Origin of the sequence: Antarcticibacterium flavum (assembly GCF_006159205.1) — a bacterium.
Classification (GTDB): domain Bacteria; phylum Bacteroidota; class Bacteroidia; order Flavobacteriales; family Flavobacteriaceae; genus Gillisia; species Gillisia flava.
In genome coordinates, this window is sequence record NZ_CP040812.1 from 1,921,588 (window position 1) to 1,941,474 (window position 19,887).

Genomic DNA, 19,887 nt, shown 5'->3' on the forward strand with positions numbered 1-19,887 from the left:
CTATTCTGGAAATCAACTAAAATCTTTTTGACTACAATTTCTAGTAGGTATATCTGTGAATAAAGAATGGGGATATATTTACTTGAGGTGAGATTTTCGGGTAAAGAGAAGCCCCTTCCCTCGTATTCGATAAAGCCCTCACATTTAAAAATTGTGGGGGCTTTTTTCCCTACTTCGCTAATTCCCCCTTTGGGGGTGAGGGGGCTTTTAAAGGCTCCAAAACTTTCAACGCCCTTTCCACAGAAGTTATCTTTTCAAAAGTGAGCAACAACCTCAACCCGGCGCGGGTTTTCTTTTCTTTCATGGTGCAGGAATGCGGATGGGTTTGTACGTATTGCAGCACTTTCGTAAAGGCTTTGGTTTTGTAAAAATCAGATTGCTGATCTGAAATAAAGTAACCTATCATTTTACCCTGTTTCATCACGACTTTTTCGAGACCTATTTTGGAAGCGATCCATTTGATTCGCACACTGTTCAATAGGTCCACCGCCTGTGTGGGCAGTTCTCCAAAACGATCCACCAGCCTGGTCTCAAATTTCTGCAGGTCCTCTTCAGTTTGGATGCCGTTTAATTCGGTGTAGAGATTTAGCCTCTCGGTTATATTGTTGATGTAATCATCGGGGAACAGCAGTTCAAAATCGGTATCGATCTGGGTGTCTTTAACGAAGGTCTTATCTTCAATATTTGTGCTATCGCTGTAAAGCTCCTTGAATTCATTTTCCTTTAGCTCCTCAATGGCCTCATTCAGGATCTTTTGGTAGGTATCAAATCCTATTTCGTTGATAAAGCCGCTTTGCTCTCCTCCAAGAAGATCTCCGGCTCCGCGTATCTCCAGATCCTTCATCGCGATATTGAATCCGCTTCCTAGTTCGCTGAATTGTTCCAGAGCAGTGATTCGCTTACGAGCATCATCTGTCATTGCAGAATATGGCGGAGTGATAAAATAGCAGAAGGCTTTTTTGTTGCTCCGGCCTACCCGGCCCCGCATTTGGTGCAGATCTGATAATCCGAAGTTATTCGCATTGTTGATGAAGATAGTGTTGGCGTTTGTAACATCCAATCCGCTTTCAATAATGGTGGTAGAAACCAGCACATCGAATTCCCCATTCATAAAGGAAAGCATGAGTTTCTCCAGTTTCTTCCCTTCCATTTGCCCATGGCCTACGGCCACTTTGGCATCTGGCACCAGGCGCTGTACCATCCCGGCGACTTCTTTAATATTCTCGATCCTGTTATGTATAAAGAACACCTGCCCCCCACGCTGAATTTCATACATCACCGCGTCGCGAATGGTCTCTTCAGAAAATCGTATTACATGGCTCTCAATGGGATACCTGTTAGGCGGCGGAGTCGTAATTGTACTAAGATCCCTCGCAGCCATCAAACTGAATTGCAGTGTACGCGGTATTGGGGTTGCTGTTAAGGTGAGCGTATCCACGTTTTCTTTAATAGTCTTAAGCTTATCCTTTACCGCTACCCCAAACTTCTGTTCCTCATCCACGATCAACAAGCCCAAATCTTTAAATTTAACCGACTTGTTCACCAGCTGATGGGTACCAATGATGATGTCTACCTTTCCGTTCTCCAGTTCTTCCAGGGTTTGCTTCCGCTCTTTCGCTGTCCTAAATCGGTTTAAATAATCCACGGTAACAGGAAAATCCTTCAGCCGTTCTGTAAAGGTCTTGTGATGCTGAAAAGCCAGAATGGTAGTGGGTACTAAAACAGCGACCTGCTTTCCGTTATCTACCGCTTTGAAGGCAGCGCGAATGGCCACTTCTGTCTTTCCGAAGCCAACATCCCCGCATACAAGCCTGTCCATAGGCCGCTCGTTTTCCATGTCCAGTTTTACTGCTTCAGTAGCTGTGCTCTGGTCCGGTGTATCCTCATAGATAAAAGAAGCCTCAAGCTCATGTTGCAAATAACTATCAGGCCCAAAAGCAAATCCTTTTTGCAGCCTTCGCTTGGCGTATAATTCGATTAAATTGTAAGCAATATGCTTAACCCGGGCCTTGGTCTTCTGTTTTAAATTCTTCCATGCGTTGCTGCCCAGTTTATATATCTTCGGCGGTTTCCCGTCCTTTCCGTTGTATTTTGAAATTTTGTGCAGGGAGTGAATACTCAGGTATAAAATATCACGCTCCCCGTAAATAAGCTTGATCGCCTCCTGCATCTTGCCTTCCACCTCTATCTTTTGGAGTCCGCCAAATTTCCCAATCCCGTGGTCAATATGAGTGACGTAATCCCCTACCTCAAGATTGGTAAGCTCCTTAAGAGTGATCGCCTGCTTCTTGGCATAGCCGTTCTTGAGCTGGAATTTATGGTAGCGCTCAAAGATCTGGTGATCTGTGTAACACACCATTTTGGCCGTATCATCGATAAAACCCTGGTATATTGAAAGCACCACGGTTTGATATTTAACCTCGCGATCCTGATCGTCAAAAATGTCGTGAAATCTTTTGGCCTGCTGCTCGCTAACGCAAAAGATGAAGTTCTTATAACCCGCCTCCTGGTTTTCAATAAGGTTGTCAATTAAAAGATCAAATTGTTTATTAAAAGATGGCTGGGGTTTGGTGTTAAAGGAAATGATCTCTTCCCCGGCAAAATCCTCTCCGGTAGTTTTTCGTTTGGTGCCCCCACCCTGCAGGATATTCTGATTTCCCAGTTCTACCAGCGCAAAATCTTTTAATTGCTTCTGAAATGTCTCTGCATTACAAAAAAGCTCTTCCGGCTCCCCGTGTTTCACTTCTCCCGGTAACTTCTGAAAAGCTTCTACTGCTTTTTCAAACAATTTATCCATTTGTGCTGAAAGCAGGTCCATATTCTTCACAAACACAACTGTGTTGGCCGAAACATACTTTAAAAAGCTTTCACGGGTTTCATTCAGCTTTTTATTTTCCACATTGGGCATAATGGAGATCTTCTTCACCTGCTCTGTAGAAAGCTGCGTCTCCACATCAAAGCTGCGGATGCTGTCTACCTCATCTCCAAAGAATTCTATCCTGTAAGGCTCATCATTGCTGAAGGAAAAGACATCTATGATCCCTCCCCTCACTGAAAATTCGCCCGGCTCTGTGACAAAATCAACTCTTTTGAACTTGTATTCGAAGAGTATTTCGTTTACAAAATCTATGGAGAGGCTGTCATTAAGAGCAATTTTAAGGGTGCTTTTCTCCAGCTCCTTGCGCGTTACCACTTTTTCAAATAGCGCATCGGGATAGGTAACTATAAGCGCGGGTTTCTTACGGGAGTTGATCCGGTTTAAAACCTCTGCGCGTAAAAGCACATTGGCGTTATCTGTCTCCTCAATTTGATAAGGCCGTCGGTAACTTCCGGGATAGAAAAGAACATTCTTATCACCCAGCAGCTGTTCCAGGTCATTTAGATAATATGCCGCTTCTTCCTTGTCGTTAAAGATGAGCAGGAATGGAGCATCAGCTTCGGCAAAAGCATTGGAAACAACAAAAGATAAAGAGGATCCCACCAGCCCTCGAAGGTGGATATTTTGGGATTTATTTTCAGAAGAGGCAATAGATTTTTGCAGTTCCAGCTGTTGCGGGGACTGTGCGAAATTTTGGGCAATGATGGTTTTACTCATTGGCGCAAAGATAATCCCTACCCTCCTGCCTCACAAAGTCATTGCGTACTTTTAACTTTTTTATAATGCTTATTAGATCCTGGGGTACATTGGTTTAGAGAAAGGGACAATAGGAGAGAATTCATAGTTCCACTTTTTTGTCATTCTGAGGAGCGCCTTTTTGCGCGACAAAGAATCTCTCGCGGGAGATAATTGGTGTGGTTTTCCAGGAATATTTGCGGGAGGAGAAGCGAGTTTGCAATTTTAAAGATAAGTGGGAAAATATGTTTTGTTTGAGTGACTGTCGTTTCTCCCTGCACCCGGAATAGGGATCCTTCACTTCGTTCAGGATGACAAGAATGAAGTATACTCCGTGTACCTCCGTGTCTAATTCCATTTAAACTCAGTGGTTAAATCCAGCCCATATTCAACCCTCACTCTCCCCCGCCACCAGTTTATACATAGGATTCGTTTTCCTGTTCTTATGCCCATGATAACTCACATATCCAAATAGCAAAATCGCCCCACCCAACGCGGTATAAGCAACCGCAACGTTCCCGTCTGTATGCCTGGCGTAGATCGCGATAAGAGCCCATATCCCTACAAGGGCAAATTCCCTCATATTCCTTCTGTATACAATAAGGAAATTGATAACCACAGCAACGATCAACATTATCACCGTCCACTGGGTCTCACTAAGAATGTAGCCTCTCCAGCCAAGGCTGGTGAGATGTGCGGCCACATTGGCAATAGTGGCCACAGTGATCCAGCCGGCATAAAAACAAATAGGCCACCATACAAATGCGATGATCTTAAATGGTGCATCCCAGCGTTCCATATTGGTACGGCGAATAATCATTATGAGGCTAAAAAGGATTATGAACATAAGAATGACAGAGAACAGGGTATTCTCGTACAACCAGGCTACCACCCAGGAGGCATTCGCCACATTTGCAATGATGAACCAGGGGCCGGTTTGGTCAATAAAGTTTGTCTCTCCCTCACTCACAAAGACCCTGTTAAGCTGAAAGTAGCAGTAGACCAGCAGGGAAACATATATCAAACCCCAGATGCTAAACGCATACCCCGCGGGGGTAAAAAGATTTTCGTAATGCTCACTTACCCCGCCAATGGTATTATCATTCAACCGGATGGCCTGGGAATAATAGCTCACAATGATCATTAGAATAACTGAAAGAAGATTCAGGACCGAAAGGTTTCGAGTCATGTTGAAGCAGGTTTAGTTAGTTCACTAAAAATACTTCTTTTTTTGTAATTGCGTAAACCTGGTCTCCCTCATTGGGTGAGATCCAGTAATTACCGGTAAATTCTCCAAAAGCCGGAAGGATCAACCGGTCTTCACTTTTGTAAAAACATTTTAATGGGAGCGTCTGTCTTCCCCTGCCGCGCAGCTTATAGCCCGGGTGCAAATGTCCGCAAATATTCAGGTAACCCTCCTTTTCTTCGGGATGATGAGAAAGGAAAAATTCTCCCAGGATAAGTTCCTGCTTTACTTCCACCCCAACTTCTTCATATTTCAAGGCAGAGATCACATCGTGATTCCCAACTACCAGGCTTACCTTTGCGGTGATTTCCACCAGCCAGTTCGTAAAAAGGTCCCATTCAATATTGGCGTAGCTATGAAAAAGATCTCCCAGGAAAACTACATTCTCCGGATTGAAAAAATCAATAACTTCTGAAAGTCGGCGAAAATTTTCAGCAATAGCACCGGCGGGCACTGCGCTGCCGTATTTTCTGAAATGCGAGATCTTCCCAAGGTGCACATCGCTTATAAGCAGCATATCCCGCTCCGGCCAGTACAACGCACCGGAGGGATGGAATAAAAATTTTTGCTGAAGAATTTGAACGGATTTTACCACGCTGCAAATTTAATCCTTTTCCAGTTGTTCCAGCATACGTTTTATCCTGTCTTCTATTTTTTCTGAAGATAATTTCTCCCGGAGCCTGTCTGTAATTATCGGAAATGCAAACGGAGTGGGCTTCTCACAAGCTTTCCACACGGTTTGCTGATTGGCGATCCTCTCCAATGCCAACCGCAGCCTCCCCTCTTCCAGCTGATGTTCAAAGGTTTCCCGGTATGATTGCAGGAACAGCAGATTATCCGGCTCATAATCCCGAAATACGCTGAAGAGTAGCTGAGAATTGGATTGCAGGTGTTTTGTTTTTATCATTTTATTTGGATAACCGGTAAATACCATTCCTGCTATCACGGCAATATCACGGAATTTCCTGCGGGCCATTTCAGTGGAATTCAAACTTTTCTGAAGGTCATCCATCAGGAATTCCGCAGTAAAAAGATCATTATCCAGCACCTGCTGCATATCAAATTCCAGGTCGCTCAGGAGTTCAAATCCGTAGTCATTAAACGCGAGGGTAAAGGAGATGGGCTGCAGCAAGCTTATCCTGTAGGCAAATAAACTCGCAAGGGCCTCGTGCACAAATCGGCCTTCAAAAGGATAGAAGATCGCGTGAAAACCTTCCCGGGTCTTAAAAGTTTCGATCAAAAATTCCCCTTTCCCGGGGATGATGGATTCTTTTTGCTGCCTGTCAAAAATTGGCTTTAGCGCCTTAAGTTCCCTGGATCTTCTTATTGTAGTTGTAGTTCCTGCATTCACACTGGCCTTTGCCTCGTACATCTCCTCCCGCAGCAATTCACTCATTTGGGCAGAAAAGGTCATCCTGCCACCCTGCCAGCTGGGAACCTTGGAGTTCTTCTTCGGGGACTTTCTCACCAACACCTGCATATTCTTTATGCGCACCAGCTCCAGGTTCCTACCGGCAAAGGTGAAGCTGTCCCCGGGATTGAGCTTGGAAACAAACCACTCCTCGATACTGCCCAGGTAGCCACCGGTAATGAATTTCACCGTAAGCATCGCGTCACTTACTATAGTTCCGATTTGTAGCCGGTGCCGCATCGCCACTCCGCGGTCATTTACCCTGAATTTTCCATCCTCCTCGATCTCTACTTTTTTATACTCGTCATAGGCCTGCAGACTCTGACTCCCCTTTGTAATGAAATTCAGGATCCAGCGCCACTGGTCTTCGTTGATATCCCTGAAGCAGAAAGTCGATTTCACTTCCGGATAGATATCTGCCGGAAAGAATCCGTTGGAAACTGCAAGGGTGGTTAAATACTGCACCAGCACATCAAAGCTGAGCAGATAGGGAATCCGGTCTTCCACCACGGTCTCCTTCACCGCTTTTTGCAGGGCAGAGGCTTCTATGAGTTCAATGGCGTGGGTGGGTAAAAAATAGATCACACTTTCCTTCCCGGGCTGGTGCCCACTACGCCCGGCCCGCTGAATGAACCTGGCGACGCCCTTGGGTCCTCCAATCTGGATGATGGTTTCCACGGGTGCAAAATCTACCCCCAGATCGAGGCTGGAGGTACAAACCACGGCTTTGAGGCTCTCATTCCGAATCGCCTGCTCTACCCAAAGCCGGGTTTCCTTGTTTATGCTCCCGTGGTGCATTGCCAGCTCCCCGGCAAATTCAGGATATTTATGGATAAGCTTTTGAAACCAGAGCTCGCATTGCGAGCGGGTATTGGTGAAGAGTAGCGTTGTTCTCGATGCTTTTATAATCGGCACCACCTCATCAATCAGGTGCATACCCAAATGCCCCCGCCAGGGAAATTTCTCCATTTTCTCCGGAATGATGGACTTGACAGTGATCTTCTTATTGAGGTTGGCCCGTATCAATTCAGAATTCTCAAAAGCCTCAGATCCCGGCCCCAGCAATACTTCCCGTGCCTCCTGTAGATTCCCTATGGTGGCCGATATTCCCCAGATCTTCATCTTTGGTGAAACGGTCTTAAGCCGTGACAGCGCCAGCTCCACCTGCACCCCGCGTTTTGTGCCCAGCAGCTCATGCCACTCATCAATAACTATAGCATTGAGGTCTTTAAAGTTTTTATCATAATCTTTGGAAGCCAGCAGCAGTTGCAGACTTTCAGGCGTGGTGATCAATAGGTCCGGCATTGATTTTCTTTGAGATGCACGTTCCTTCATCGAGGTATCCCCGGTTCGTATCCCCACAGTTAGATTTGTTCCCATTTCCTCTGCAAACCGACTAGCCGCCTGCTCAATTTCCACAGAAAGAGCGCGCAGCGGGGTGATCCAGATTGCCTTTAGTCCCTTTTTTGTTTTCGTTTTATAATCTGGATTCTGTCTTATATAATCCAGCACGATCGGAATCCATAAGGCATAGGTCTTCCCGCTCCCGGTGGGTGCATTCAACAAACCATTCTTCCCCTTCAAAAAAGCATCCCCAGGTTTGCTTTTGAAAAGCAAAGGGCTTCCAGGACTGGTTCAAGAACCAGTCATTGGCTAATTTTAAAAGTTCTGGTTTGTTCATTAAGTTTAAAATCCTTTTTTTGCTTTGCGAACTTTGCGCTAACCTTTGCGATCTTTGCGTGAAACCTTTTCCACGCAAAGCGCGCTAAGAACCCGCCGAGTAGGCAAAGGGGAGTTTCACCCCTAAGCCTCTCACAGAACCGTACGTGACAGTCTCCCGTCATACGGCTCGTGTTATTCTTTATAAATCAACAGTAACCAGTTTGCCAATGATAAAACAGGTTGGGTTTTAACTGTTTTATCTGTTTGAGCTTAATGATAGATTTTCCGGTGTTGATCTTGTATTTGTTTTTCATCCACTTGATCAGTCGTGAATCTACCTTTATTAGTGAGCGTCTTAGTTTATTTTTGCTGTATTTACTGTAATAGTTTATCCAACCTATAAGTTTCATATTGAGACTTTTGGCTATGTCCATTATATCCAACGTTGTGTTGTTCCATAACTTATTATCTCTAATAATCTCTCTAATCCGCTTTTGATTGGATTGACTGATTTCTGCTGTGAAGGCAGTATAAATTTGACCATCAAATTTTCCTATTCTCGCTCCTGGCTGATAGCTAAAGCCCAGAAATTCAAATTTGACCGTCTCGTGTTTTTCCTTCCGCTTGTAATCCTTACAGTAAGCGATGCGTGTTTTGGATTCGTTGACCTGTAGCTTTACTTCAGTCAGTCTTTGTTTGACTGCCTCAAGTACCATTTCCGCTTCTTCCTTGCTGTTGCAATGGATGACGATGTCATCTGCATACCTAACAAAGTTTACCTGAGGGTAGTGTTTGCTCAGCCACATATCAAGGGAGAAGTGTAGATACAGATTGGCAAGCAAAGGACTTATCACACCTCCCTGAGGTGTTCCTTTTCCTTCTTTTTGTTGCAGGGTGCCATCCTTCTTCTGGACAGGCATCTTTAACCATCTCTCTACATACAGTTTCACCCATTTTTCGTCCATAACGTGTTGGGTCGCTTTTAGCACCAACTCGTGATCCATTTCATCAAAGAACTTACTGATGTCCATATCTATCACCCAGTCCTGCTTGAAGCAGTTCTGCCTGACCTGTTCAACGGCATCGTGTGCACTCTTTAGTGGCCTGTAACCATACGAGTTGTCATGAAAGAGCCGGTCTATCCGCTTTTCCATATAATCCTTCAACACCTGTTGGGCTATTCTATCCTTAAGGGTTGGGATTCCTAATTTGCGCACCTTGCCGTCCTTTTTAGGTATCTCTACTTCTCGGACAGCCTGAGGGTGGTAACTGCCAGAGGCTAATCGGTTCCAGATAACGTAGAGATTGCGCTCAGTTTGTTTATCAAACTCAACCCAGCTCTGGTTGTCTATCCCAACGGCTTTACCCCCTTTTTTCACCTTGCGGTAAGCTTTCACCACCTGTGAAAACTCAATTGGTACTGTTTTCTTTACGTGTACATTCATTTGTTAATCATCCCTTTTTATCGGTTGTAGTAGTGAACATTCAACTGAATAACCCGAACCCTTCGCTCCTTCCTGCTTTCACAGGACATCATCACTACTATGGTTCGGTCCGACTTCCGTTTCCCTGCTCTTCACAGTTCCCTGAAACGGAGATCCCGAGTTCCGTAATAAAGCCCGGATATAAGTCATGTCGCCTGTATAACGGTGGGCACACGGCCAGTAAATCAGGTTTCCGCCGTGCTTATCTCTGCATCCTCAGCATAATGCGATTTTGCCACACAACTATGCGATTTCGTTACTTCATCAGCGATTTATTTTCATTCATCTCTTATATCCATACCTGATGGATTTATTCCACCTTTCCCCTGAACGTTCACCACAGCGGCCTTACGGCTTTTGCAGCACAGGGTGGTTTGGCAACCCCGCCTGCACAGCGTTGCCGATACTTCGTTCTTATTGCTAAGAGTTGTATCATCTTTATTACAGCATGTTAAAGAACTTCAGCCGTCTTTAACTTCACGGCACAAGCAGAGAGCGCAAAGATCCCGCAGAGAGCGCAAAGAAAATTTCTCTGTTGTTAATACACTACTAATAAAAACTCTAAACCTTACTTCTCACCCCCATCAACTCCCCCTTTGGGGGCCGGGGGGCTTATAAGCCCTTTCAAATCCCCCAACGTATTCGCCTCCTCGATCATTTTATCCTGTCTCCACCTCAAGATCCTTGGAAACCTGGTGGCTACCCCGCTTTTATGTCGGCTGGATTCTGCTACACCTTCGAAGGCTATTTCGAAGACGTGATGTGGTTTTACACTGCGCACGGGACCAAAGCGTTCGAGGGTATTCTTTTTTATCCAGGCATCTACTTTTCTGAATTCTGCATCTGTAAGTCCGCTGTAGGCTTTGGCGAAGGTTACCAACTCCTTCTTTTCCCCATCCCACAATGCGAAGGTGTAATCTGTAAACAAATTACTGCGCCTTCCATGGCCGCGCATGGCATAGGTGAGGACAGCGTCTATGGTTAAGGGATCCACTTTCCACTTCCACCAGTCGCCTTTTTTACGGCCAACCAGGTAGGGGGAGTCAAGCTTCTTCAGCATTAAGCCTTCAGAATTCTCCTCCCGGGCGCGGTCTCTTTCGGCAGCTACTTCCCCCCAATTTTGGAACGAAATGGTTTCAGAAATATGCAGTGGCAATTCTTCCGTAGAAACATCGGCATGTAGAGAATGTAAAATATCCCGTCTTTCAGCATAAGGCCTTTCCCGGATATCCTTGCCCTCCCATTCCAGCACATCATAAGCCTTGAGGATCACCGGGGTTTTCTTTAGCAAAGCTTTGGAAACATTTTTACGGCCAATGCGGGTTTGCAGGTCATTGAAAGTGCCGATAGCACCATCTGGAAAAGGCAGGATCTCACCATCTATAACGGTACCATTGGGTATGGCCGACTTAAAAACCTCAAATTCCGGATACTTATCGGTCACCAGCTCCTCTCCCCTGCTCCACACGAAAAGGTCGTCGTTGCGAATTATCACCTGGCTACGAATGCCATCCCACTTATGCTCTGCTGCCCAGTCACTCACCTCCCCCAGATCCTGCACCTCATCTTCCAAAGCATAGGCCAGATAAAACGGATACGGCTTTGAGAGATAATCCTCCTCATTCTCCTCCAGCACCAGCTGATTGAAGGAAATTGTGTTCGGATCCCAGTTCCCCATTAGTTTATATGCCAGGATGTCCTCTTCTATTCCCGTGGCTTTGGAAAGGGAGCGCGTCATCAACTTCTGACTCACCCCGATGCGGAAACTGCCGGTTATAAGCTTGCTGAAGACAAATCGTTCATAATAATTAAGGTGGGTCCAGTTGTCAAAAAGATATTCCTTTTTCTCCTCTTCAGGTTTGGATTTTAGGACAATGATCTCCTCCAGGAATTGGGTAAGGCTTTTTTCTGAAACAGCTTCAGAAACAGGTATCACAAGGGCAATCGTTTCTGCCAGGTCGCCAACTATATGGTAAGATTCTTCAAACAACCACAGCGGAATATTGGAAAGTTCAGAGGCCCAGTGGCGCAGTAAGGTGGTGTTTACCGGCCGGGGTGGCCTACGGTGCGAAAGGATTGCAATTGCCCATACCTTATCCCTCTCCGGCGCTTCCAGGAAATAATCGGTAAGTGCCTCCACCTTAAGTGTGGTTTTATTAGTGCTGTCAAGCGTCCTTATAAGTTCAGCAAATCGTTTCATCTTTGTGCCTGCTTCTTTCCCGGTTATTTTTCCGGTTTATCTTTTTTTCCAACCGCTGCTGCTTTTTCCTCATCGGGCACCAGCTCATCTGTACTTTCTGCCTTGCTTTCCATCTCTCCCATTTCTCCTTCATATTGGGTCTCTTCGGTACGGGCATCATACCCCTGTTCGCAGAGGTATTTACTGAAAATATCTGTATACCCGTGGGTACAAATCACTTTTTCACAGCCGGTTTCCCTTATTGCCTGCAAAAGTCCCTGCCAATCGCAATGATCGCTCAGCACAAATCCCTTATCTATCGCCCGCCTCCTTCTTGCACCACGAAAGGCCATCCATCCACTGGCAGATGCCGTAACGTAAGGCACCATTTTTCTTAGCCACGGGGTTCCATGGGCGCTAGGAGGAGCCAAAACAAGACCACCTTTTAATTCATCTTTGGTTGTTTCCCTTGTAACCCTGGTGGTATCAGGAAATTCCATCATTGGCCTCAAAACTTCTGTCATATTTTCAATTGCACCATGCGTGTAGATCTTTCCAATGTTTGGATCAAGATGCTTCAGCAGCCGTTGAGCTTTCCCCAGGGAATATCCGAAAAGAACAGAAGTACGGCCGTCTTGTTTATTTTGTTGCCACCAGGCGTTGATATCTGCCATCACCTGTGCCTGCGGGGTCCATTTAAAGGCAGGAAGGCCAAAGGTGCATTCGGTAATAAATGAATGACATTTTACCGGTTCATAGGGAACGGCCACCCCATCATCTTCCAGTTTATAATCTCCCGTGAAAACCCATATTTCTCCTTTACATTCAACCCTTATCTGGGAGGAGCCAATGATATGGCCGGCAGGATGAAGTGAGAATTTGACCCCGTTAATGCTAAAGGTCTCATTCCACTCCTTACCCGTTACATTTATTTCCCCCAGGCGATGTTTAATGATAGGCACATTGGAATGGTGGGTAATATAGTGTTTATGGCCCCAGCGGGAATGGTCGGCATGCCCGTGAGAGATAATAGCTTTCTCCACCGGCCTCCAGGGATCCAGGTAAACATCTGCCCGGGTGCAGTAAATTCCTTTATCATTAAATATCAATAACGGCGGGGTCATCCATTGCTTTTTTCTGAAAGGAAGTTAGGTATTTTGAAAGCGGTGAAAAAGGGATTAAGAAAAGATTAGCGATTGGAAAAAGCTGGTTTTCCTGATAATTTTCATATTTTTCGCCTGGACGATTAATTATATTTGTCCCACAAAAAATTAAAATCATGGCAATTTCAGATCTATACGGCTCAGGAGAGCATTTACGTAACCTAGGGCATTTTGCGGCTATTGTAAGCCTGGCAACGGTTAATGGGGAATTAAATAAACACGAGCAGGCAATGCTGGAGCGCTTTGCCCGTAAGCTTGACATATCTGAAGAGGAATATACCAGGATCCTGGAAAAACCTACAGATTATCCCATCCACCCAAACAACACCTACGAAGGAAGACTGGAAAGATTACATGACCTGTTCACGATTATCTATTCAGACGCCAATGTAGATGAGTTTGAGATGAAATTATTGAAGAAATATGCCATCGCCATAGGATTTTCCTCCACCGTTGCCGACCGGCTTATCAAACGGTCTGTGCAGATCTTTAGCGGAAAATTAAGCTATGATGACTACCAGCTTTTAATAGACAGGAAATAATTACTCATCATATTTTGCCATAAATTCCTCGGCTTTTTCTACCATTTTTGTGCTACCGCAAAAAATTGGGGTCCTTTGATGTAATTCTGTGGGTTTGATCTCCAGGATTCGTCTAAAGCCGTCTGTTGCTTTCCCCCCGGCCTGTTCTACAAGATAGGCCATGGGATTACATTCATACAAAAGCCGCAGCTTCCCGTTCGTGGCTGTGGAACTCTTAGGATATATAAATATCCCACCCTTGATCATGTTACGGTGAACATCACTTACCATAGAACCAATATACCTTGAAGTGTAAGGCCTGTCGTCTTTTTCTTCCTGGCAGTATTTAATATAATCCTTTACCCCCTGTGGGAAATGTACATAGTTCCCCTCATTAATTGAATAGATCTTTCCTGTGTCAGGAAATTTCATATCGGGGTGCGAGAGGTACCAGGATCCCAGGGCAGGGTTAAGTGTAAATCCATTTACCCCGCGGCCGGTAGTATAGACCAGCATTGTGGAAGTACCATAAATTATATAACCTGCTGCAACCTGATTATTCCCCGCTTGCAGAAAATCTTCTATTGTCGCCGGGGTTCCTATTGGTGTCACCCTGCGGTAAATAGAAAAGATTGTTCCTACAGATACGTTTACGTCTATATTGGAACTACCGTCCAGGGGATCAATAAGAACCACATATTTATTCTGATGTTTCCCATCTGACCCAGGAATGGTAATAAAGTCATCATTTTCCTCAGAAGCTATGCCACAAACTATTTCACGGTTGGTAAGGGTTTGAATAAATGTCTCATTGGCCATGACATCCAGCTTTTGCTGGTCCTCACCCTGTACATTGGTCTCGCCGTATGCCCCAATAATATCTACAAGCCCTGCCTTGTTCACCTCGTGGTTCACCACTTTGGCAGCAAGTCTTATGGAGTTTATCAACCTGGAAAGCTCCCCGGAAGAGTAGGCAAAGTCTGCCTGATTTTCAATTATAAATTCACCTAAAGTCTGGTTTCTCTTGGGCATTTTGTTTTGTTTGATTTTTTACCGCAGTAAAATTATTCAAATATTTAAGTTACTACAACGATTTCGTTGTTTATATAAATTTTAGGTTCCTTATTTTTGAAACAATTAACATATCTATGGAAATCAACATAAGAAAATCTGAAAAGAAGGATGCACCCTCTATTCTTGAGCTAATAAAGGAACTTGCACATTTCGAAAAAGAAACTGAAGCCGTAGAGGTGGACGTAGAGGAGTTGGAAAGGGAAGGCTTTGGCGATCACCCCCTTTTTACCTGTTTTGTAGCAGAAGTAAACGGAAACATCGAGGGAATTGCCCTGGTATATTTTAGGTTCTCCACCTGGAAGGGCCGCACCGTTCACCTGGAAGACCTTATTGTGAGGGAGAAGATGAGGGGTACCGGCATTGGCAGCGCGTTGTATAGAAAAGTAATAGAATATTCGCTGGAACAGGGTTGTAAAAGAACCGAATGGGTGGTCCTGGACTGGAACCAACCTGCGATAGATTTTTATAAAAGAAGCGGGGCAACTGTATTTGAAAATTGGAATACCGTGCAAATGGATGAACAGGCGATGAAGGAATTCATAAGCCAAGGTTAAAATTTTAATTCAAAAACCATCTGCTGCACACTTCCGGGAATCTATTGCTAAATTTGCATAAAGCATTAGAAATTATGGAATATACAATACGTGAGGCAAAAAGGGAGGATATGCCACAGGTTCTTGATCTTATCAAGGAACTTGCAGCCTATGAGAATGCATCCAGTGAAGTGGAGATCAAGGAGGAAGACCTGGAGCATGAAGGTTTTGACGAAGGGAATTTTAAATGCTTCGTGGCAGATGTAGAAGGGAAGATTGAAGGAATGGCCCTGGTGTACTTTCGTTTTTCTACCTGGAAAGGCCGCACCGTACATCTGGAAGACCTTATTGTAAGGGAGAAAATGCGGGGAACGGGACTAGGCGGAGCACTTTATAGAAGAGTCGTGCAATATGGCCACGAAAATGGTGTAAGAAGAGTGGAATGGGTAGTTTCTGAAGGGAATAAAAATGCCATCGAATTTTACGAGAATACAGGAGCCGATATCAAAAAGAACTGGTACACAGTGCATATGGATGAAACCGGAATAAGAAAAAATATCCAGGAGTAGGCATGGAGGTATTCAAGTTTGGGGGAGCATCGGTAAAGGATGCACCTTCAGTAAAGAACGTCGTGGCAGTTTTGAATCACACGGGAGCTGAAGATAAGGTGGTGGTGGTTTCGGCTATGGGAAAAATGACCAACGCTTTTGAGGTAGTGGTAGCTTCCTATCTGGAAAAAAATAGAATTCCGAAGGAACAACTTTCAGCAATAAAGAATTTCCATCTCGAGATCGCATCACAACTATTTGAGGATTCAGCAAATGTGATATATCAAAAAATAGATGATCTAATTGCTGAGCTTATTAATTTCCTGGAGCATAATAAATCCACCCAATACGATTTTGTATATGATCAAATCGTTTGTTATGGGGAACTATTATCTTCTGTTATTCTTAGCGAATATTTTAGCCTTAGTGCCCTGGATCACACCTGGCTTGATGCAAGAAAGCTGTTAAGAACAGACAGTACTTATCGCGATGCCACCATAAACTGGCCCGAAACCCAGGAAAAGATCCTGGCAAAAGTTAGACCCGGGAAAGTATATCTCACCCAGGGTTTCATTGGGGCCGATGCCAATAATTTCACCACCACCCTTGGCAGGGAAGGAAGTGATTATACAGCCGCTATTTTTGCATACTGCCTTAATGCCGAAAAGGTGACCATCTGGAAAGATGTCCCGGGCGTGCTAAATGCAGACCCACGGGTTTTTAGAAACACCACGCTGCTTAACCAAATCTCTTACGAAGAGGCCATTGAGCTGGCATTTTACGGGGCCTCTGTGATACATCCTAAGACTCTACAGCCATTGCAGCGCAAGGAGATCCCGCTCTTTGTGAAATCCTTTATAGATCCAAAGGGTAATGGTACCGCAGTAAGCAAAGGACAAACCCTTATCCCAGCCATCCCCTGTTTTATCGTGAAAAAGAACCAGGTGCTTATATCCCTTTCATCCCTGGATTTTTCTTTTATGGTAGAGGAGAATATCAGCGAGATCTTCCGGCTGTTCCATCTATATCAAATGAAGGTGGACCTCATCCAGAATTCAGCTATTAGTTTTGCCGTTTGTGTTGATAATAAATTTAATAATCTGGAAAAGCTTATCCTGCATCTTAAGGCGCGCTTCAAGGTAGATTATATTGAGGGAGTCTCCCTTTATACTATCAGGCATTTTGATGAGGCAGCACTGGAAGCACTGGAAAAAGATAAGGAAGTACTGCTTAAGCAGGTGATGCAAAACACGGTACAGCTCGTAACGCGGGCCTGATCCTGAGCAGGATCTATTTTTTTGCATTTACTATATTTGTTAAACAAAACCAACAGCCCATGGGAATCGTAAGTTCAAAAGAAGTAGCCAAAGTAATGAACCTTGATAAAATGGGGTTCCTGGGCACCTCCATAGGTTGGCTCATCCTTAGAACTACCAGGCTTTCCAGAATCAATAAGGAGTATGAGAAAAGGAAGCATCTCAAAGGAGAAGAATTCATTACCTCCATACTTGATGGATTTCAGGTAGATTTCGAGATCCCGGAAAAAGATCTCAAACGTATTCCAAAAACAGGTGCATTTATTACGATCTCCAACCATCCCCTGGGTGGGATTGATGGGATGATCTTAATGAAAACTGTCCTGGAGCAACGCAGTGATTATAAAGTGATCGCTAATTTCCTGCTTCAAAGGCTGGAGCCGCTTAAACCTTATATTATGCCGGTGAATCCTTTCGAAGATCACAAGGAAGCCAAATCCAGCATTGCGGGAATAAAGGAGGCAATCTCTCATTTAAAAGCGGGTCACGGGTTAGGAATTTTCCCGGCCGGGGAAGTTTCAACCTATAGAGATCAAAGGAGAATTGTAGATAAACCCTGGGAACCCGGCGCTATGAAACTTATCCAAAAAGCCAATGTTCCTGTCATTCCTATTTATTTTCACGCTAAGAACAGCCTTTTTTTCTACAGACTGGCCGGGCTTAGTGATATTTTGCGTACCGCTAAACTCCCAAGTGAGATGTTAACGCAAAAAAAGAGAAAAATAAAAGTGCGTATAGGAAATGCCATTTCTCCTGAAGAGCAGGCTGCACATCCTAATCTAGAGGCTTTTACCGGATTTCTTCGCAGGAAAACTTATATGCTCGCCAATTCCTTTGAGCGAAAGAGATTGATAGACAACATTCCAAAGACTTTAAAAATTCCCAAAGCACCAAAGGATATAGCGGGAGAGACCAAACAGGAATTAATTGAGGCAGAGATCGAGACCTGCCTCCACCTGGATAAACGATTGCTGGAAAGCAAGAACTATGAGGTGTTCCTTGCAAAGCGTGAAATTGTACCCAATATCATCAAGGAAATTGGCAGGTTAAGGGAGATCACTTTTCGGGAAATTGGAGAAGGCACAAATCAGGCGGTAGATCTTGATAAATTTGATGATTATTACTACCACATGTTCCTTTGGGACAATGATGCTAAAAAAGTGGCGGGTGCCTACAGGATGGGAATGGGCGCAGAGATATACAGGAAATACGGTATAGACGGATTTTACCTGCAGGACCTTTTTCGCTTCGAACCCGAACTGCATAAAATGATGAGCCAGTCCATTGAGATGGGCAGGGCTTTTATTATCAAGGAATATCAGCAAAAACCTATGCCTTTATTTTTACTATGGAAAGGGATCGTGCACTGCACCCTAAGATTTCCGGAGCATAAATATCTTATTGGCGGGGTAACCATAAGTGATAAGTTCTCCAATTTTTCCAAATCCCTTATGATCGAGTTTATGCGGTCAAATTTTTTCGATAATGAGGTAGCGCAATATGTAAATCCGAAAAAAGAATTCAAAGTTAAGCTGAAGGATGAGGATAAGGAGATGATCTTTGAATCCAGCGAGGCCGATCTAAATAAATTCGACAAATTCATCGACGAACTTGAGCCGAACAGCTTGCGATTACCGGTGCTCATCAAGAAATACATAAAACAGAATGCGCGGGTGGTTGCTTTCAATGTAGATCCTCTGTTCAACAATGCTGTAGATGGTCTTATGTACATAAAGATTGCCGACCTTCCGGAAAGTACAGTAAAACCGGTGATGGAAGAATTTCAGAAAGAACTTGAACAAAAAGCGGCAAATTCATAGAGTAACGGCTGTTAATTTCGTGTTATACCCTCCCTCCCATTCGGGATTAAGGCAGAACCTTCTTATATTCAAACAGCAAAATTAAAGAACATGGAAAAGATATTAATTGTAGGAGCAACAGGAGATACAGGAATGAGAATTGTGGAGATCTTAAACAATTCACAGAGTTTTGAGCCTGTGGCAATGATTCGCAAAGAGGAGCAGAAAGGGGTTTTTGAAGACATGGACGTGCAGTGGGTGCTGGCAAACCTGGAGGAGAATGTTGACCACGCCCTTAAAGGAATAGACAAAGTGATCTTCGCTGCCGGAAGTGGTGGTGATACCGGGGAAGAGAAAACAATAGCAGTAGACCAGAAAGGGGCTATTAGAGTAATTGATGCCGCGAAAAAGGCTAAAGTCAAAAAATTTGTGATGCTAAGCTCCATGGGAGCAGACGATCCTTCACAACACAAGAAATTACAGGTATATCTTGAAGCAAAGCAGAAGGCAGATGAACATCTCATGGACAGCGGAATTCCTTACACTATATTAAGGCCCGGGGCGCTAACAGATGATCTTGGATTTGCCAAGGTAAAACTTGCTGAAAAACTTGACGAACAGGGTGAGATCTCCAGAGATGATGTGGCCTTCCTTCTCGTAATGAGCCTTGCAGATCCTCTTGTTAAGAACAAGGTTATTGAGGCGCTGGAAGGAGAGGAACCAATCAAATCGGCACTTATAGAAGCCAGCAAGTAACATGAAACCCACCAGAAAAGACATACATCCCGGTACAAGAGTTCTCATTGTACAAAAGCACGACCAGGGCACAGGGAATCTCACAGAGGGCACTGTCCTCGATATTCTGACCAAATCGCCGATGCATCCTCACGGGATAAAAGTGCGATTGGAATCTGGGGAAGTGGGGAGAGTGCAGGAGGTTGTTGGGGTTGTCTAGTCGTTAGTTTTTAGTCGTTAGTCGTTAGTCGTTAGTCGGTAAAATTCAGATTAGGTCAGGTTTGATGCCTGGAGGTTAATTTGATTACGCGGATTTAAGCGGATTTCGCGAAATCTCGATTCCTTCCTGTAAGCCACGAATGCACGAATATTTATTTGTTTCCTGCTCTTCTTGCTACCGTCAGGCTGAGACCCTGATAAAATTTTTTTATTAGCCTGAGGTGATAACGTCTGAAAATCATCAATGCGAATCAATATTTTTTTTGTTAGAAGGTGTTTTCCGGCCTACGAAAGCTTATCGTAAAATTTGAAATGAGAGGGGCGTTAAGAATTTTAGGCTGTTTGAGCGAAACGGTTTAATCTCGCTAGAATTTATAATCCCGC

The 19,887-nt window shown here is 44.3% G+C and carries 14 protein-coding genes and 1 pseudogene; 7 read left to right on the top strand and 8 right to left on the bottom strand.

Annotated elements, in window-relative coordinates; translation table 11 throughout:
• Positions 1-169: 169 nt before the first annotated feature.
• The 7 genes and pseudogenes from mfd to FHG64_RS08055 all read right to left on the bottom strand — a co-directional run bounded on the left by mfd (position 170) and on the right by FHG64_RS08055 (position 12,719).
• Positions 170-3,595 (bottom strand): transcription-repair coupling factor, encoded by a 3,426-nt coding sequence (gene mfd, locus FHG64_RS08025; protein ID WP_139065913.1) that lies wholly within the window; start codon positions 3,593-3,595, stop codon positions 170-172.
• A gap of 406 nt (positions 3,596-4,001) precedes the next feature.
• Entirely contained in the window at positions 4,002-4,802 is an 801-nt protein-coding gene (locus FHG64_RS08030; protein WP_139065914.1) for a tryptophan-rich sensory protein, read from the bottom strand.
• Between the two features lie 16 nt (positions 4,803-4,818).
• Positions 4,819-5,454, bottom strand: a complete 636-nt coding sequence (gene pdeM / locus FHG64_RS08035) for a ligase-associated DNA damage response endonuclease PdeM (protein WP_139065915.1) — start codon at positions 5,452-5,454, stop codon at positions 4,819-4,821.
• A gap of 9 nt (positions 5,455-5,463) precedes the next feature.
• Positions 5,464-7,951, bottom strand: a pseudogene (locus FHG64_RS08040) (ligase-associated DNA damage response DEXH box helicase).
• Positions 7,952-8,138: 187 nt separating this feature from the next.
• Positions 8,139-9,377, bottom strand: coding sequence for a group II intron reverse transcriptase/maturase (gene ltrA, locus FHG64_RS08045; RefSeq protein WP_139064915.1), 1,239 nt, complete (start codon positions 9,375-9,377; stop codon positions 8,139-8,141).
• Positions 9,378-9,984: 607 nt separating this feature from the next.
• The gene (locus tag FHG64_RS08050) at positions 9,985-11,616 is read right to left on the bottom strand and encodes an ATP-dependent DNA ligase (protein ID WP_139065916.1); all 1,632 of its coding nucleotides are present in this window, start codon (positions 11,614-11,616) and stop codon (positions 9,985-9,987) included.
• 23 nt (positions 11,617-11,639) lie between these two features.
• Complete coding sequence (locus FHG64_RS08055) at positions 11,640-12,719, bottom strand: ligase-associated DNA damage response exonuclease (protein ID WP_139065917.1); 1,080 nt, start codon at positions 12,717-12,719, stop codon at positions 11,640-11,642.
• Between the two features lie 155 nt (positions 12,720-12,874).
• Between FHG64_RS08055 and FHG64_RS08060 the strand changes: the two genes are divergently transcribed.
• Entirely contained in the window at positions 12,875-13,300 is a 426-nt protein-coding gene (locus FHG64_RS08060; protein ID WP_139065918.1) for a TerB family tellurite resistance protein, read from the top strand.
• On the opposite strand, the gene fbp is transcribed toward FHG64_RS08060, so the two are convergent.
• The gene (gene fbp, locus FHG64_RS08065; RefSeq protein ID WP_139065919.1) at positions 13,301-14,311 is read right to left on the bottom strand and encodes a class 1 fructose-bisphosphatase; all 1,011 of its coding nucleotides are present in this window, start codon (positions 14,309-14,311) and stop codon (positions 13,301-13,303) included.
• A 116-nt stretch (positions 14,312-14,427) separates the two neighbouring features.
• Between fbp and FHG64_RS08070 the strand changes: the two genes are divergently transcribed.
• From FHG64_RS08070 to FHG64_RS08095, 6 genes are all read left to right on the top strand, one after another.
• Entirely contained in the window at positions 14,428-14,907 is a 480-nt protein-coding gene (locus tag FHG64_RS08070; RefSeq protein WP_139065920.1) for a GNAT family N-acetyltransferase, read from the top strand.
• 74 nt (positions 14,908-14,981) lie between these two features.
• Positions 14,982-15,455: a GNAT family N-acetyltransferase gene (locus tag FHG64_RS08075; protein ID WP_139065921.1), complete on the top strand. Its 474-nt coding sequence runs from the start codon at positions 14,982-14,984 to the stop codon at positions 15,453-15,455.
• Positions 15,456-15,457: 2 nt separating this feature from the next.
• Positions 15,458-16,711, top strand: coding sequence for an aspartate kinase (locus FHG64_RS08080; protein WP_139065922.1), 1,254 nt, complete (start codon positions 15,458-15,460; stop codon positions 16,709-16,711).
• Between the two features lie 59 nt (positions 16,712-16,770).
• The gene (locus FHG64_RS08085; protein WP_139065923.1) at positions 16,771-18,570 is read left to right on the top strand and encodes a GNAT family N-acyltransferase; all 1,800 of its coding nucleotides are present in this window, start codon (positions 16,771-16,773) and stop codon (positions 18,568-18,570) included.
• Between the two features lie 90 nt (positions 18,571-18,660).
• On the top strand, positions 18,661-19,305 hold the full coding sequence (locus tag FHG64_RS08090; RefSeq protein WP_139065924.1) for an SDR family oxidoreductase: 645 nt from the start codon (positions 18,661-18,663) through the stop codon (positions 19,303-19,305).
• 1 nt (position 19,306) lies between these two features.
• Positions 19,307-19,504, top strand: coding sequence for a YwbE family protein (locus FHG64_RS08095; RefSeq protein WP_139065925.1), 198 nt, complete (start codon positions 19,307-19,309; stop codon positions 19,502-19,504).
• The last annotated feature ends 383 nt before the right edge of the window (positions 19,505-19,887 follow it).

What these genes read in the sequence shown, in the direction of transcription:
- FHG64_RS08075 (WP_139065921.1), top strand. Translation starts at nt 14,982, where the DNA reads ATGGAATATACAATACGTGAGGCAAAAAGGGAGGATATGCCACAGGTT.
- FHG64_RS08060 (WP_139065918.1), top strand. Translation starts at nt 12,875, where the DNA reads ATGGCAATTTCAGATCTATACGGCTCAGGAGAGCATTTACGTAACCTA.
- fbp (WP_139065919.1), bottom strand. Translation starts at nt 14,311, where the DNA reads ATGCCCAAGAGAAACCAGACTTTAGGTGAATTTATAATTGAAAATCAG.
- mfd (WP_139065913.1), bottom strand. Translation starts at nt 3,595, where the DNA reads ATGAGTAAAACCATCATTGCCCAAAATTTCGCACAGTCCCCGCAACAG.
- FHG64_RS08090 (WP_139065924.1), top strand. Translation starts at nt 18,661, where the DNA reads ATGGAAAAGATATTAATTGTAGGAGCAACAGGAGATACAGGAATGAGA.
- FHG64_RS08055 (WP_139065917.1), bottom strand. Translation starts at nt 12,719, where the DNA reads ATGACCCCGCCGTTATTGATATTTAATGATAAAGGAATTTACTGCACC.
- FHG64_RS08095 (WP_139065925.1), top strand. Translation starts at nt 19,307, where the DNA reads ATGAAACCCACCAGAAAAGACATACATCCCGGTACAAGAGTTCTCATT.
- FHG64_RS08080 (WP_139065922.1), top strand. Translation starts at nt 15,458, where the DNA reads ATGGAGGTATTCAAGTTTGGGGGAGCATCGGTAAAGGATGCACCTTCA.
- FHG64_RS08030 (WP_139065914.1), bottom strand. Translation starts at nt 4,802, where the DNA reads ATGACTCGAAACCTTTCGGTCCTGAATCTTCTTTCAGTTATTCTAATG.
- FHG64_RS08070 (WP_139065920.1), top strand. Translation starts at nt 14,428, where the DNA reads ATGGAAATCAACATAAGAAAATCTGAAAAGAAGGATGCACCCTCTATT.
- FHG64_RS08050 (WP_139065916.1), bottom strand. Translation starts at nt 11,616, where the DNA reads ATGAAACGATTTGCTGAACTTATAAGGACGCTTGACAGCACTAATAAA.
- FHG64_RS08085 (WP_139065923.1), top strand. Translation starts at nt 16,771, where the DNA reads ATGGGAATCGTAAGTTCAAAAGAAGTAGCCAAAGTAATGAACCTTGAT.
- ltrA (WP_139064915.1), bottom strand. Translation starts at nt 9,377, where the DNA reads ATGAATGTACACGTAAAGAAAACAGTACCAATTGAGTTTTCACAGGTG.